This window comes from Bradyrhizobium tropiciagri (genome assembly GCF_018130505.1).
Lineage (GTDB): Bacteria > Pseudomonadota > Alphaproteobacteria > Rhizobiales > Xanthobacteraceae > Bradyrhizobium > Bradyrhizobium tropiciagri_B.
This window is the reverse complement of the sequence record NZ_JAFCKH010000010.1, coordinates 1-12,987: the sequence shown is the minus strand read 5'-3', so window position 1 is coordinate 12,987 and position 12,987 is coordinate 1. Positions and strand designations below refer to the sequence as shown.

Here is a 12,987-nt window from a genome sequence, read left to right as displayed (position 1 = left end):
CCCGCGCTTGCGGTTTTCGGCGTGGGTTAACCTACTTATCCTCTTAAAGGAACAGACGCGTCGTCATGGGCCGCCTCGTGATGAAATTCGGCGGTACGTCCGTCGCCAATATCGATCGTATCCGCAATGTCGCGCAGCATGTGAAGCGCGAGGTCGACGCGGGCCACGAGGTTGCCGTCGTCGTCTCCGCGATGTCCGGCAAGACCAACGAGCTGGTCGCCTGGTGCACCGATGCTTCGCCGATGCACGACGCGCGCGAATATGACGCCGTCGTCGCCTCAGGCGAACAGGTCACTTCGGGCCTGCTCGCGATCGTGCTGCAGGGCCTCGGCATCCAGGCGCGCTCCTGGCAGGGCTGGCAGATCCCGATCAAGACCTCCGACGCGCATGCCTCGGCGCGCATCCTCGAGATCGACGGCGGCGAGATCCTGACCCGCTTCAAGGAGCGCAAGGAAGTCGCCGTCATCGCCGGCTTCCAGGGCATCAACCCGCAGACCGGCCGCATCACCACGCTCGGCCGCGGCGGCTCCGACACCTCGGCCGTGGCGATCGCCGCCGCGCTGCGCGCCGACCGCTGCGACATCTACACCGACGTCGACGGCGTCTACACCACCGATCCCCGCGTGGTGCCGAAGGCGCGCCGGCTCGACAAGATCGCGTTCGAGGACATGCTGGAGCTGGCCTCGCAGGGCGCCAAGGTGCTGCAGGTCCGCTCGGTGGAACTCGGCATGGTGCACAACATGCCGATCTTCGTGCGCTCCAGCTTCGACAAGCCTGAGGATATCGACCCGCACGCCAACCAGCCGCCGGGCACGCTGATCTGCAGCGAGGAGGAAATCATGGAAATGCACGTCGTCACCGGCATCGCCTTCTCCAAGGACGAGGCCCAGATTTCCGTGCGCCAGATCGAGGACAAGCCAGGGGTTGCGGCTTCGATCTTCGGACCGCTCGCGGACGCCAACATCAATGTCGACATGATCGTGCAGAACGTGTCGGAGGACGGCAAGACCACCGACCTCACCTTCACCGTTCCGGCCACCGACTATAACCGCGCCAAGGATACGATCACTGCGGCCAAGGCCAAGATCGGTTACGCCCGGCTCGACACCGAGACCGACGTCGCCAAGGTGTCGGTGATCGGCAGCGGCATGCGCAGCCATGCCGGCGTCGCCGCCAAGGCCTTCAAGGCGCTGGCCGAGCGCAACATCAACATCCGCGCCATCACCACCTCCGAGATCAAGTTCTCGGTGCTGATCGACGCCGCCTACACCGAGCTCGCGGTGCGCACGTTGCACACGCTGTACGGGCTGGATCAGGCGTAGACGCGCCAAAGCCTCTCCGCCGTCATTCCGGGGCTCGCGAAGCGAGAACCGGGAATCCATTGGACCGCAGGTTCTGCGGTGAAATGGATTCCGGGTTCAGCCCTGCGGGCTGCCCCGGAATGACGAGGGGAGAGAGCGCGCAGGCCACGATCGGGACGTCGCCCTCCTGCACCCGGTACCCCGGAGTTAGAATTTCTCTTAGCGGGCGCAGCATTGGGCTGACGCAGACGTTATTTGCTACTGGCAGGCGTTTTGCTTGGCAAAGCGAGCCTCGATTGGCTATACGGCCAGTCAGGCGGGCTGCCGCAAACTGTGTCACAGTTTTGGCGATGCCGATTCGGCGGGGACGTGCGCTCGCGGCAACGCCGAATGACTAGAATTGTTGGTTTTGACCAGTTTTGCGCCAGCGGCCGGCGACCCGGCGTGCTGGTCTTCATGGGGAGGGATTGAGGCCTATGCGGAGCGCGTCGGGAGGCCCCCGCGTCCTGTTGAGACGGCTCCGGGAAACCATGGCGGAGCAGGTCTCCGCGCAGGAGCGGCTCGACAAGATCGTGGTGCTGATCGCGGCCAACATGGTGGCCGAGGTCTGCTCGACCTATGTGCTGCGCGTTGACAACACGCTCGAGCTGTACGCCACCGAAGGTCTGAACCGCGACGCCGTGCACCGCACCGTGCTGAGCGCGCATGAGGGCCTGGTCGGCCTCGTCGCCAGCGAGGCAACGCCGCTGAACCTCTCCGACGCGCAAAGCCATCCGGCCTTCTCCTACCGCCCGGAGACCGGCGAAGAAATCTACCACTCGTTCCTCGGCGTGCCGATCCTGCGCGCCGGCAACACGCTCGGCGTGCTGGTGGTGCAGAACCGCGCCAAGCGCACCTATGTCGAGGAAGAGGTCGAGGCGCTGCAGACCACCGCCATGGTGCTGGCGGAGATGATCGCCTCCGGCGAGTTGGCGGCACTGGCGCAGCCCGGCGCCGAGCCGGCGGCACGGCACTCGATGCACAAGACCGGCGCGGTGCTGTCCGACGGCATCGCGCTCGGCCATGTCGTGCTGCACGAGCCGCGCGTCGTCATCACCAATTACATCGCCGAGGACCTGCCCAAGGAGCTGAAGCGGCTCGACGCGGCGCTGGCCAACCTGCGCGCCGACCTCGACCGCCTGCTGGAGCGCGGCGACGTCGCCGAGGGCGGCGAGCACCGCGAGGTGCTGGAAGCCTACCGCATGTTCGCCAACGACCAGGGCTGGTCGCACAAGCTGCACGAGGCGGTCGCCACCGGCCTCACCGCCGAGGCCGCCGTCGAGCGCGTGCAGTCCGACACCCGCGCGCGCATGCTGCGCTCGACCGATCCGTATCTGCGCGACCGCCTGCACGACCTCGAGGATCTCGGCCACCGCCTGATGCGGCAGCTGGTCGGCCAGGACCATGCGCCGTCACGCGAGCAGCTGCCCGACAACGCCATCCTGATCGCCCGCGCGATGGGCCCGGCGGCGCTGCTCGACTACGACCGCAAGCGGCTGCGCGGCCTCGTGCTGGAGGAAGGCACCGCGAATTCGCACGTCTCGATCGTGGCGCGCGCGCTCGGCATCCCAGCGGTCGGCGAGGTGCCGAACGCGCCGGGCATCGCCGATCCGGGCGATGCCATCATCGTCGACGGCATCTCGGGCGAGATCTACGTGCGCCCGTCCGCCGAGATCGAATCCGCCTATGCCGAACGCGTGCGCTTCCGCGCCCGGCGGCAGGCGCAATATTCCGCGCTGCGCGACAAGCCCTGCGTCACCAAAGACGGCCAGCCGATCGAGCTGCTGATCAATGCCGGCCTGACCATCGACCTGCCGCATATCGACGACACCGGCAGCGCCGGCATCGGCCTGTTCCGCACCGAGCTGCAGTTCATGGTGAGCCCGAGCCTGCCGCGCTCGACCGACCAGCTCGCGCTCTACCGCACCGTGCTCGATGCCGCCGGCAGCAAGCCTGTCACCTTCCGCACGCTCGACATCGGCGGCGACAAGGCGCTGCCCTATATGGAGACCGTGATCGAGGAGAATCCGGCGCTCGGCTGGCGCGCGATCCGGCTCGGCCTCGACCGTCCGGGCCTGCTGCGCGGCCAGATCCGCGCGCTGCTGCGCGCCGGCGGCGGCCGCGCGCTGAAGATCATGTTCCCGATGATCTCCGACGTCGCCGAATACGACCAGGCCAAGGCGATCGTCGAGCGCGAACTCACCTACCTGCGCCAGCATGGCCACGCGCTGCCCGAGCGCATCGATGTCGGCACCATGGTCGAAGTGCCCGCCCTGCTCTACCAGCTCGACGAGCTCTTGAAGCGGGTCGACTTCGTCTCGGTCGGCTCCAACGACCTGTTCCAGTTCCTGTTCGCGGTCGACCGCGGCAATGCCAAGGTGTCGGAGCGCTTCGACATCCTGTCGACGCCGATCCTGCGCGCGCTGCGCGACATCGTGCGCAAGGCCAAGGCCGCGAAGAAGGCCGCCTCGCTGTGCGGCGAGATGGCCTCGAAGCCGATCGGCGCGCTGGCGCTGATCTCGCTCGGCTACCGGTCTCTTTCATTGTCCGCGACCGCGCACGGCCCGGTCAAGGCGATGATCCTCGACCTCGACGCCAAAAAGGCCGAGGCGATGATCAATCCGCTGCTGGACAAGCCGTCCGGCAGCGTGTCGATCCGCGAGGCGCTGACGAAATTCGCCGAGACCGAGGGGCTGGCCTTGTAGCGACGCTGCCGTCGCTTGCTCCGCCCTTCGTGCCCGACGCAATTTCGAGACCTCGCCATGCTACCCGAAGCCAAACTCGACATCCTGCTCGCCCATCACGCCTCGCTTGAGGCCGAGCTGCTCGGACAGGTGAACTCCGACCGCTATGTGCAGATCACGCGCGAGCTCGCCGAGCTCAATCCGCTGATCGATGCGGTGAAGGCCTATCGGTCGACCCGGACCGAGCTCGCCGGCGCCGAGGCGCTGCTCGCCGACGCAGCCGAAGATCCCGAGATGCGTGCCATGGCGGAGGCCGAGCTGGAAACGCTGCAGGCCCGCATCGGCGAGCTCGAGCAGAAAATCCGCGTCGCGCTGCTGCCCAAGGACGCGATGGACGACCGCAACGTGGTGCTGGAAATCCGCGCCGGCACCGGCGGCGACGAGGCCTCGCTGTTCGCCGGCGATCTGTTCCGGATGTATGAGCGGTTCGCATCCTTGCAGGGCTGGAAGGTCGAGGTGATCTCGGCCAGCGAAGGCACCGTCGGCGGCTTCAAGGAAATCATCGCCGAGGTGCAGGGCCGCGGCGCCTTCGCAAAACTGAAATTCGAATCCGGCGTGCATCGCGTGCAGCGCGTGCCCGACACCGAAACGCAGGGCCGCATCCACACCTCGGCCGCGACGGTCGCCGTGCTGCCGGAGGTCGAGGATGTCGACGTCGACATCAAGGACACGGACCTTCGGATCGAGACCATGCGCGCGGGCGGCGCCGGCGGCCAGCACGTCAACAAGACGGAATCGGCGATCCGCATCACCCATATCCCGACCGGCATCGTGGTGATGATGCAGGACAGCCGCTCGCAGCACAAAAACCGCGCCTCCGCGATGAACATCCTGCGCTCGCGCATCTATGACGCCGAGCGCCAGCGCGTCGAGGCCGCGCGCTCCGCCGACCGCAAGGAGAAGGTCGGCTCCGGCGACCGCAGCGAGCGCATCCGCACCTACAATTTCCCGCAGGGACGCGTCACCGACCACCGCATCAATTTGACGCTCTACAAGCTGCCGCAGGTGATTGCGGGCGAAGCGCTCGGCGAATTGATCGATGCGCTGACCACCGAGCACCAGGCCGCACAGCTCGCCGCACAGGGCGCCGCGGCGTAAGTAATCCTAGGCGTCGCCCGGCTGCGGCGATGATTTCAGCAGACGGCGCAGCGCGGGGCTGGCGGCGCGGCGCAGTTCCTCGATGTTCTTCTTCGAGAGCGCCTGCAGCTTCTGCTCGCCCTTCGCCGTCAGCTTGAGCTGAACGCGCCGCGCATCCTCGGGATCGGCGACCCGGCCGATCAGCCCGAGCTTCACCATGCGATTGACCAGCTCGACCGCCGAGTGATGCCGGATCAGGAGAAACCGCGCGATATCGCCGACGGTGGCGGGGCCCGGCTGGACGAAGCCCTTGATGCCGAGCAGCGCCTGGTGCTGCTGCGGGGTCAATCCGGCCTGCTTCGCCGCCTCCTCGCTGAAGGCGAGAAACGTCCGCAGCTGGTAGCGGAAGCGGGCCAGCGCCTCATAGTCGACATAACCCGCCGCACCACGCCTGGTGGTTCCGGCCGGCATACGTCGCGGTCTTGGTTGAGGCATTCAGCGGTCCCTGCGATCGCGATCCGCTACACGGCGGACGCGGACGACATCTACCAAGCCCCCGGAACGTGAACCACCTCAGGATACCGCCGCGCGCGCGTTTTCAACGGGCCGAGTGTCGCAGCCGAAAATCACGGCGGGGGCAGCTGGTCGTAGCCCGAGCTCAGAATCTTCAGCAGGACGATCTGGAAGGCGACCGGTATCCGCGGGCTGCGGCGGCGGATGGATTTTTCCAGCGCCTCGGTGATCTCGTCCCTGGTGAGACGCCCGGCGGAGGCGCGGTCGATCAGGCTGCCCCACACTTCCGACAGCGACTTGCCGGTATGATGCGGCGCGGGGATCGTGATGCCGCGCGCATCAGCCCAATCGAGGATCTCGCGCGCGGTCTGCCGACCGCAATTGCGCGCGGTAGCAAGATGCCGGGCGGTCAGCCGGCGCAGCAATTCATCGGGCGGCTCCCAGCCGGCCTTCGGCGGTACCTCGTCGAGCAGCTCGGCCGCGAGCTCCTTCAGCACGTTGAGCGCGCGAACGCTCAGATGGCACGGCTGCGCGGCGGCGCCCTGCGTCGCAGCGCTCTGGTCGGGTCCTTTCCCCCGAGCTGAATCGTCCTCGGTCATCGCCCCTCACTACACAACCGGCACCCGTGCGGTAAACCCGTCGATGTATCGTGTCTCGATATTAATCATATCGTAGGCCGATATGATTCGACGAAAGTGACATTGACTTAAAGTGCCGGTGGGGAATTGTAGCGGCGACAGGCTGTCGCAGCGCAGCCCGCGCACTCGCGACCGATCGCACCGATTCGGCGGCGGATGATCCGTGCGCGCCAACAATCTTTATTGGGAGGATACTGAGCGATGAGCACCAAGGACCTTCGGCCGGGCAGATCACTGAACGTTTCGCGCCGCACACTGTTGCAGGCCGGCGCGGGCCTGATCGGCGGCTCGGTGCTGCCGGCCTCGATGTCGTCGTCGGCATGGGCCGAGGATCATGCCGCGATCGGCACCTATCCCGCCGGCTCGTCCGGCTCCTCCGTCTTCATCGGCATCTCGGTGCCGCGCACCGGCACCTACGCGGTGCAGGGCGAGGACGAACTGAAGGGCTATCAGCTCGCGATCGAGCACATCAACAGCGGCCACGACCTGATCAAGAAGATCTCGCCGAAGACCTCCAAGGGCGTGCTCGGCAAGGAATTGAAGTTCGGCGTCGCGGATTCCGCGGCCAAGCCGAACGAGGCCGTGCAGGCGCAGCAGCGCTTCATCAGCGAGAACAAGGCCGTCATGATCACCGGCGGCACCTCGAGCGCGGTCGCGGTCGCGCTCAACAAGCTGGCGCAGCGCGAGAAGGTGATCTTCGTCTGCGGCATCTCCGGCTCCAACGACACCACCGGCAAGGACTGCGTGCGGTACGGCTTCCGCCAGAACTTCTTCGGCCAGACCGCCGCCGCCGCGATCGCGCCTGTCATGATCAAGGAGTTCGGCAAGAACAAGAAGGCCGCCTACCTGACGCCGGACTACACCTACGGCCACACCGTCACCAAGTCGATGCAGGACTTCCTCGCTCAAGCGGGCTGGACCACGGTCACCAACCAGGTCTCGCCGCTCGGCGCGCCCGACTATTCGTCGTACCTGCTCAACGTCGCCAACTCCGGCGCCGACGTGCTGATCAACGTCAACTGGGGCCACGACGCGGTGCTGTCGACGCAGCAGGCCAAGCAGTTCGGCGTGCTCGACAAGATGAAGCTGGTGGTGCCCTACCAGGTGCCGTTCATCGCCCGCGAGACCGGCGGCCTGATGCAGGGCGTCTATGCCGCGACCGACTATTGGTGGACGATCGAGGACAAGTATCCGCTGGCCAAGATGTTCAACGAGGCCTTCGAGAAGAAGTACGGCTACAAGCCGGAATGGGGCGCCGAGAACGCCTATGTCAGCTTCGCGCACTGGGCCCGCATGGTCGAGGCGGCCGGCAGCTTCTATCCGCCCGACGTGATCAAGGCCTATGAGAAGGGCGAGACGGTGCCGTCGCTGGTCGGCGACGTGCACTATCGCGCCGAGGATCACCAGGCCGTCCGCCCCGTCATCATCGTCCGCGGCAAGCTCGAGAAGGAGATGAAGAACAAGGAGGACTATTACGACGTTGTCGAAATCGTCCCCGGCGAAGGGCTGATGCAGAAGCCGGACGCGTTCGGCTGCCATCCCGGCGACTACACCTGATCAAGCGTGGGCAACTCGGCGCCGCGGGCGGGGCGACCCGCTGCGCGGCGCCGCTTTGTGTCGAAATACGTATTTCAGCTTTTTGCAACGATGCGCCGTCATTGAACGGGAGATGTGAACCGTCGCCATGATCAACTGGCCAAATTTCGTCTCGCAACTGTTCAACGGGCTGGCGCTCGGCGCGCTGCTGGCGCTGATCTCTTCCGGACTGACGATCATCTACGGCACGCTTGGGGTGCTCAACCTCGCCCACGGCGCCATGTTCATGATCGGCGGTTACGCCGGCTATCTGACCTACAGCTACACCGGCTCGTTCGTCCTCGCGGTGATCGGCGGATCGCTGTTCGTGATGCTGCTCGGCATCGCGATGGAGCGCATCATCATCCGCCATTTCTATCACCGCCCGCACGAGGACCAGCTGCTGGTGACGTTCGGCCTCGGCATCTGCTTCGTCGAGATCATCCGGCTGGCGTTCGGCAGCCAGTCGCAGATGGTGCCGCCGCCGGCGATGCTGCAGGGCATCACCTCGCTCGGCTTCCTGTTCTATCCGACCTACCGCCTCGCCGTCGTCGGCATCGTCGCGGTCGCGCTCGGCGGGCTGTTCCTGGTGCTGTACCGCACCCGGCTCGGCATGATCGTGCGCGCCGGCATCGAGGATTCGGTGATGGTCGATTCGCTCGGCATCAACGTCTATCGCGTCTTCATGATCGTGTTCGGCATCGGCGCGATGGCGGCGGGCTTCGCCGGCATCGTCAACGCGCCGGTGGTGTCGCTGACCCCCGGCGTCGGCGACGACATCCTGGTCCAGACCTTCGTGGTGGTGGTGATCGGCGGCGTCGGCTCGTTTCCCGGCGCCATCCTCGGCGGCCTGATCGCCGGCGAGATCATCAGCATCACATCGATGTTCAACCCCGGCTACGCCTACGTGATGCTGTTCGTGGCCATGACGCTCGTACTGGTGCTGCGGCCGCACGGCCTGCTCGGCACGCAGGGCCGTGAATGACGGATTTGCAATGCTGACCAAGCGCCGATACCTGATCGAAATCCTCACGGCCGCCGCGCTGATCGCCGCGCCGTTCGTGCTGCCGCTGCTGGGATTTGCGCCCAACACGGTCAACCGCATCCTGGTCTGGGGCCTGTTCGGGCTCGGCTTCGACATCCTGTTCGGCTTCACCGGACTGTTGTCGTTCGGCCAGTCGGCGTTCTACGGCACCGGCGGCTTCGTCGCCGCGTACCTGTTGACCCGTGCCGGCTTCCCGAACGTCATCCTGGCGCTGATCATCGGCATGATCGCGGCGGCGGCGACCGGCTATCTGATCGGCCTGATCGCGCTGCGCCGCACCGGCATCTACTTCGCCATGATCACGGTCGCGATCGCCGAAGTGTTCTTCTTCGTCGAGTTCAATCCGCTGTCGGATTTCACCGGCGGCGAGAACGGGCTGCCGGGCGTGCCGACGCCGAGTATCGATCTCGGCTTCGCCGCGCTGCATTTCACCACCGGCTGGTCGCTCTACCAGTTCATTGCGTTCTGCTACTTCCTCGGCGTCGTCATCGCGCTGCGCATCGTGCGCTCGCCGGTCGGCGCGATCTTCAGCGCCATCCGCGACAATCCGCTGCGCGCGACCGCGGTCGGCCACAACATCCACGGCTACAAGCTGACCGCATTCGTGATTGCCGCCGCTTATGCCGGCTTTGCCGGCGGGCTGCTCGGCGTGCTGCAGGCCTTCATGCCGCCCGATGCCTTCATGTTCGATACGTCCGGCCAGCTCGTGATGCAGACCGCGATCGGCGGCCGCGGCACGCTGTTCGGGCCGCTGGTCGGCGCCGCGGTCTGGCTCTCGCTGCAGGACTTCCTGCAGGCCGCGCTCGGGCTCGGCGCCGCCTGGAAGCTGGTGCTCGGCGTCGTGTTCGTGCTGCTGGTCTGCTTCCTGCGCCGCGGCATCATCGGCGGCCTCGTCGACCTCTACGGGCTCCTGACCGGACAACGTACGGCCAAGGAGCCCGAGGAAAGCGAGCCGCAGCCGGAGATCGGCAGCGAGATCGCCGCCGCCCCGATGCCGGCCCCGCACCGTCCCGACGACAGGCCCTCGGGCCCGATCCTGCAAGCCAAGGGCCTGACCAAGCGCTATGGCGGCCTGCTCGCCAACAGCGACATCGACTTCACGGTCAATCACGGCGAACTGCGCGGCATCATCGGCCCGAACGGCGCCGGCAAGTCGACCTTCTTCAAGATGCTGACCTGCGAGGTTCACCCGACCTCGGGCAGCATCACCTTCGAGGGCCGCGACATCACCGGGATGAACGTCACCGATGTCTGCCAGCTCGGCCTGACCAAGAGCTATCAGGTCAACCAGCTGTTCGCCGGGCTCACCGTGCGCGAGAACCTGGTGATCGCCGCGCTCTCCGGGTTGCGCGGAAAATTCAAGCTCGACCTGTTCCGCAGCATCGAGAGCATTCCGGGCCTTGCCGAGCGCGTCGAGCATACGCTGGCGCTGGTCAACCTCACCCGCCGGACCGATACGCCGGTTGCCGAGCTCGCCTATGGGGAGAAGCGCCGGCTCGAGATCGGGCTGGCGCTGGCGACCTCGCCGAGCCTGTTGCTGCTCGACGAGCCGCTCGCCGGCATGAGCCCGCGCGAGCGGGTCGAGACCGTGAAGCTGCTGAAGTCGATCAGCCAGGGCCGCACCATGATCATCATCGACCACGACATGGATGCGCTGTTCGAGCTCGCCGAGCGCGTCACCGTGCTGCAGGAAGGCCGGGTGCTGGTCGAGGGAACGCCCGAAGAGATCAAGAACAACTCGACCGTCCAGGAAGCCTATCTCGGCGGCGTGCATGGAGTGCTCGCCGCATGAGCCTGCTCGAAGTCAACGGACTGAACAGCTATTACGGGGATTCCCACATCCTGTTCGACGTCTCGCTGCGCGTCGAGCGCAACGAGGTGGTGGCGCTGCTGGGTCGCAACGGCGCCGGCAAGAGCACGACGCTGAAAAGCCTGATGGGCGTGGTGACGCCGCGTCGCGGCTCGGTGCTGTTCGACGGCGCCGAGATATCAGGCAAGAAGAGCCACAAGATCGCACAGGCCGGCATGCAGCTGGTCCATGAGGAGCGCCGCATCTTCGGCAGCCTCAGCGTCGAGGAGAACCTCGTGATCGCCGGCCTGACCGCCTCGAAGCGCTGGCCGCTCGATCGCATCTACGAGATGTTCCCGCGGCTGCGCGAACGCCGCGCCAATCGCGGTACCGATCTCTCCGGCGGCGAACAGCAGATGCTGGCGATCGCCCGCGCGCTGGTGCGCGACCCCAAGATCATCCTGCTCGACGAGCCGTTCGAGGGCCTCGCGCCGGTGATCGTGCGCGACCTGATGAAGGCGTGCCGCGACCTCGCCGAGGCCGGCCAGACCATCGTGCTGGTCGAGCAGAACCTCGCCGCGACCCTCGCCCTCGCCCAGCGCATCTACATCATCAACAACGGCCACATCGTTCACGAGGGCCCGGCGCAGGAGATCAAGGCCCAGCCCGAAGTGCTGCAGCGCTATCTCGGGGTGTAGGGCGCCACCACACAACGCGGTGTCATCACCCGGCTCGACCCGGTGATCCAGTATTCCAGAGGCAGTCATCGTTGAGCCGATAGGCCCCGGCGTACTGGATCACCCGGTCGAGCCGGGTGACGACGGCGGTGGGTGGGGACGCCGGCTTTCGTAGGGACGACAGCGAATGTGTGGCATCGCTCGCCACACCATTCGGTGTCATCACCCGGCTCGACCGGGTGATCCAGTATTCCAGAGACAGTCATCGTTGAGCCGATAGGCCCCGGCGTACTGGATCGCCCGGTCAAGTGTTCAGCCCGGGGACATGACCGACGGGTGTTCGGGGACATAGCCGACACTTCATAGTGCAGGGATTTGGCATTTTGGGAGGCCAATTCCATGCCCTGGCGAGAGGTGTCGGTGATGGATCAGCGGCGGGAGTTCGTTCGGCTTGCGGTGCAGGAGGGAGCGAACCGGCGAGAGCTCTGTCGGCGGTTCAATATTCATCCTGACACGGGCTACAAATGGCTCGCGCGATGGCAGGCCGACAAGAATGTTGACGACCTCTCGCGGCGACCGCATTCGAGCCCGGGACGGACCGGTTGCGAACTCGAGGCGCGCATTCTGGCTGTACGCGATGCTCACCCGGCATGGGGAGCTCGCAAGATCGCTCGCTGTCTGGAGCGCGATGGCTTTCGTTCGCCGGCGGTCTCAACAGTTCATCAGATCTTGCATCGGTCTGGCCGCGTCAAGCCTGCGATCGGCGGCGCGGTGGCCAGCCAGCGCTTCGAGATGCCGGCCCCCAATCTGTTGTGGCAGATGGACTTCAAAGGCTGGGTTCGGCTCGGCAATGATACCCAATGCCATCCTCTGACGGTGGTGGACGATCACTCCCGCTATGATCTGTGCCTGCAGGCCTGCGCCGATCAACGCACAGATACCGTGCGTAATCGCCTGGAGAGCACCTTTCGCCATTACGGCCTCCCGGAGGCCTTCTTCGTCGACAACGGTTCACCCTGGGGTGATCCTTCCGGCGAGCGATGGACGCGGTTCTCGGTGTGGCTGCTCAAGCTTGGCATCGCCGTCATCCACAGCCGCCCATATCACCCGCAAAGCCGTGGCAAGAATGAGCGGTTCCACCGCACGCTCGCAGCCGAGGTCTTCGCGCTGCGGCACTTCCGTGACCTGGCGGAAACACAGCTCGCGTTCGACGCTTGGCGGGAAGTCTACAACTTCGAACGGCCGCATGAGGCGCTTGGACAACAGGTCCCGGCCAGTCGATATCGGCCGAGCCAGCGATCAATGCCCGATCGATTGCCCGAGGTCGAATACGATAGCCACGAGATCGTACGCCGCGTCCCCACCACCAAGGCCTATGTCAGCTTCAAGGGATGTCTTTGGAAAGTGCCGCAGGCCTTCTGCGGTGAGCGTCTTGCCATCCGCCCCTCGGCGAACAGCGCCAAATACGGGGTCTTTTTTGCCGCTTACCAAGTCGCTATCATCGACTTGGTAAGCGGAACAAGTGTCGGCTATGTCCCCGAACACCCGTCGGTCATGTCCCCGGGCTGAACATCAAGCCGGGCGATGAC

At 65.8% G+C, this 12,987-nt stretch carries 10 protein-coding genes; 8 read left to right on the top strand and 2 right to left on the bottom strand.

Annotated features, from left to right (window positions below; translation table 11 throughout):
- Positions 1–65 precede the first annotated feature (65 nt).
- The 3 genes from JQ633_RS24340 to prfA all read left to right on the top strand — a co-directional run bounded on the left by JQ633_RS24340 (position 66) and on the right by prfA (position 5,182).
- The gene (locus JQ633_RS24340; protein WP_211987631.1) at positions 66–1,322 is read left to right on the top strand and encodes an aspartate kinase; all 1,257 of its coding nucleotides are present in this window, start codon (positions 66–68) and stop codon (positions 1,320–1,322) included.
- Between the two features lie 455 nt (positions 1,323–1,777).
- A complete protein-coding gene (gene ptsP / locus JQ633_RS24335) occupies positions 1,778–4,045 on the top strand; it encodes a phosphoenolpyruvate--protein phosphotransferase (RefSeq protein ID WP_211987630.1) in 2,268 nt (755 codons plus the stop codon).
- 57 nt (positions 4,046–4,102) lie between these two features.
- Positions 4,103–5,182, top strand: a complete 1,080-nt coding sequence (gene prfA / locus JQ633_RS24330) for a peptide chain release factor 1 (protein ID WP_211987629.1) — start codon at positions 4,103–4,105, stop codon at positions 5,180–5,182.
- 6 nt (positions 5,183–5,188) lie between these two features.
- On the opposite strand, the gene JQ633_RS24325 is transcribed toward prfA, so the two are convergent.
- A complete protein-coding gene (locus JQ633_RS24325) occupies positions 5,189–5,632 on the bottom strand; it encodes a MarR family winged helix-turn-helix transcriptional regulator (RefSeq protein WP_249159617.1) in 444 nt (147 codons plus the stop codon).
- A gap of 155 nt (positions 5,633–5,787) precedes the next feature.
- The gene (locus JQ633_RS24320) at positions 5,788–6,273 is read right to left on the bottom strand and encodes a hypothetical protein (protein ID WP_249159616.1); all 486 of its coding nucleotides are present in this window, start codon (positions 6,271–6,273) and stop codon (positions 5,788–5,790) included.
- A gap of 240 nt (positions 6,274–6,513) precedes the next feature.
- Between JQ633_RS24320 and JQ633_RS24315 the strand changes: the two genes are divergently transcribed.
- The 5 genes from JQ633_RS24315 (at position 6,514) to JQ633_RS24295 (ending at position 12,967) form a co-directional block, all read left to right on the top strand.
- Positions 6,514–7,869, top strand: a complete 1,356-nt coding sequence (locus tag JQ633_RS24315) for a substrate-binding protein (RefSeq protein WP_211987627.1) — start codon at positions 6,514–6,516, stop codon at positions 7,867–7,869.
- Between the two features lie 127 nt (positions 7,870–7,996).
- Complete coding sequence (locus tag JQ633_RS24310; protein ID WP_211987626.1) at positions 7,997–8,872, top strand: branched-chain amino acid ABC transporter permease; 876 nt, start codon at positions 7,997–7,999, stop codon at positions 8,870–8,872.
- 10 nt (positions 8,873–8,882) lie between these two features.
- The gene (locus tag JQ633_RS24305; protein ID WP_211987625.1) at positions 8,883–10,724 is read left to right on the top strand and encodes a branched-chain amino acid ABC transporter ATP-binding protein/permease; all 1,842 of its coding nucleotides are present in this window, start codon (positions 8,883–8,885) and stop codon (positions 10,722–10,724) included.
- Positions 10,721–11,419 (top strand): ABC transporter ATP-binding protein, encoded by a 699-nt coding sequence (locus JQ633_RS24300; protein WP_211987624.1) that lies wholly within the window; start codon positions 10,721–10,723, stop codon positions 11,417–11,419. The genes JQ633_RS24305 and JQ633_RS24300 overlap by 4 nt, the downstream gene beginning before the upstream one ends.
- 378 nt (positions 11,420–11,797) lie before the next feature.
- Positions 11,798–12,967: an IS481 family transposase gene (locus JQ633_RS24295; protein WP_211987623.1), complete on the top strand. Its 1,170-nt coding sequence runs from the start codon at positions 11,798–11,800 to the stop codon at positions 12,965–12,967.
- Positions 12,968–12,987: the final 20 nt, after the last annotated feature.

Excerpts from the sequence above, each read along its gene's own strand:
- JQ633_RS24310 (WP_211987626.1), top strand. The coding sequence starts at position 7,997 with ATGATCAACTGGCCAAATTTCGTCTCGCAACTGTTCAACGGGCTGGCG.
- JQ633_RS24325 (WP_249159617.1), bottom strand. The coding sequence starts at position 5,632 with ATGCCGGCCGGAACCACCAGGCGTGGTGCGGCGGGTTATGTCGACTAT.
- JQ633_RS24320 (WP_249159616.1), bottom strand. The coding sequence starts at position 6,273 with ATGACCGAGGACGATTCAGCTCGGGGGAAAGGACCCGACCAGAGCGCT.
- JQ633_RS24315 (WP_211987627.1), top strand. The coding sequence starts at position 6,514 with ATGAGCACCAAGGACCTTCGGCCGGGCAGATCACTGAACGTTTCGCGC.
- JQ633_RS24295 (WP_211987623.1), top strand. The coding sequence starts at position 11,798 with ATGCCCTGGCGAGAGGTGTCGGTGATGGATCAGCGGCGGGAGTTCGTT.
- JQ633_RS24305 (WP_211987625.1), top strand. The coding sequence starts at position 8,883 with ATGCTGACCAAGCGCCGATACCTGATCGAAATCCTCACGGCCGCCGCG.
- JQ633_RS24300 (WP_211987624.1), top strand. The coding sequence starts at position 10,721 with ATGAGCCTGCTCGAAGTCAACGGACTGAACAGCTATTACGGGGATTCC.
- JQ633_RS24340 (WP_211987631.1), top strand. The coding sequence starts at position 66 with ATGGGCCGCCTCGTGATGAAATTCGGCGGTACGTCCGTCGCCAATATC.
- prfA (WP_211987629.1), top strand. The coding sequence starts at position 4,103 with ATGCTACCCGAAGCCAAACTCGACATCCTGCTCGCCCATCACGCCTCG.
- ptsP (WP_211987630.1), top strand. The coding sequence starts at position 1,778 with ATGCGGAGCGCGTCGGGAGGCCCCCGCGTCCTGTTGAGACGGCTCCGG.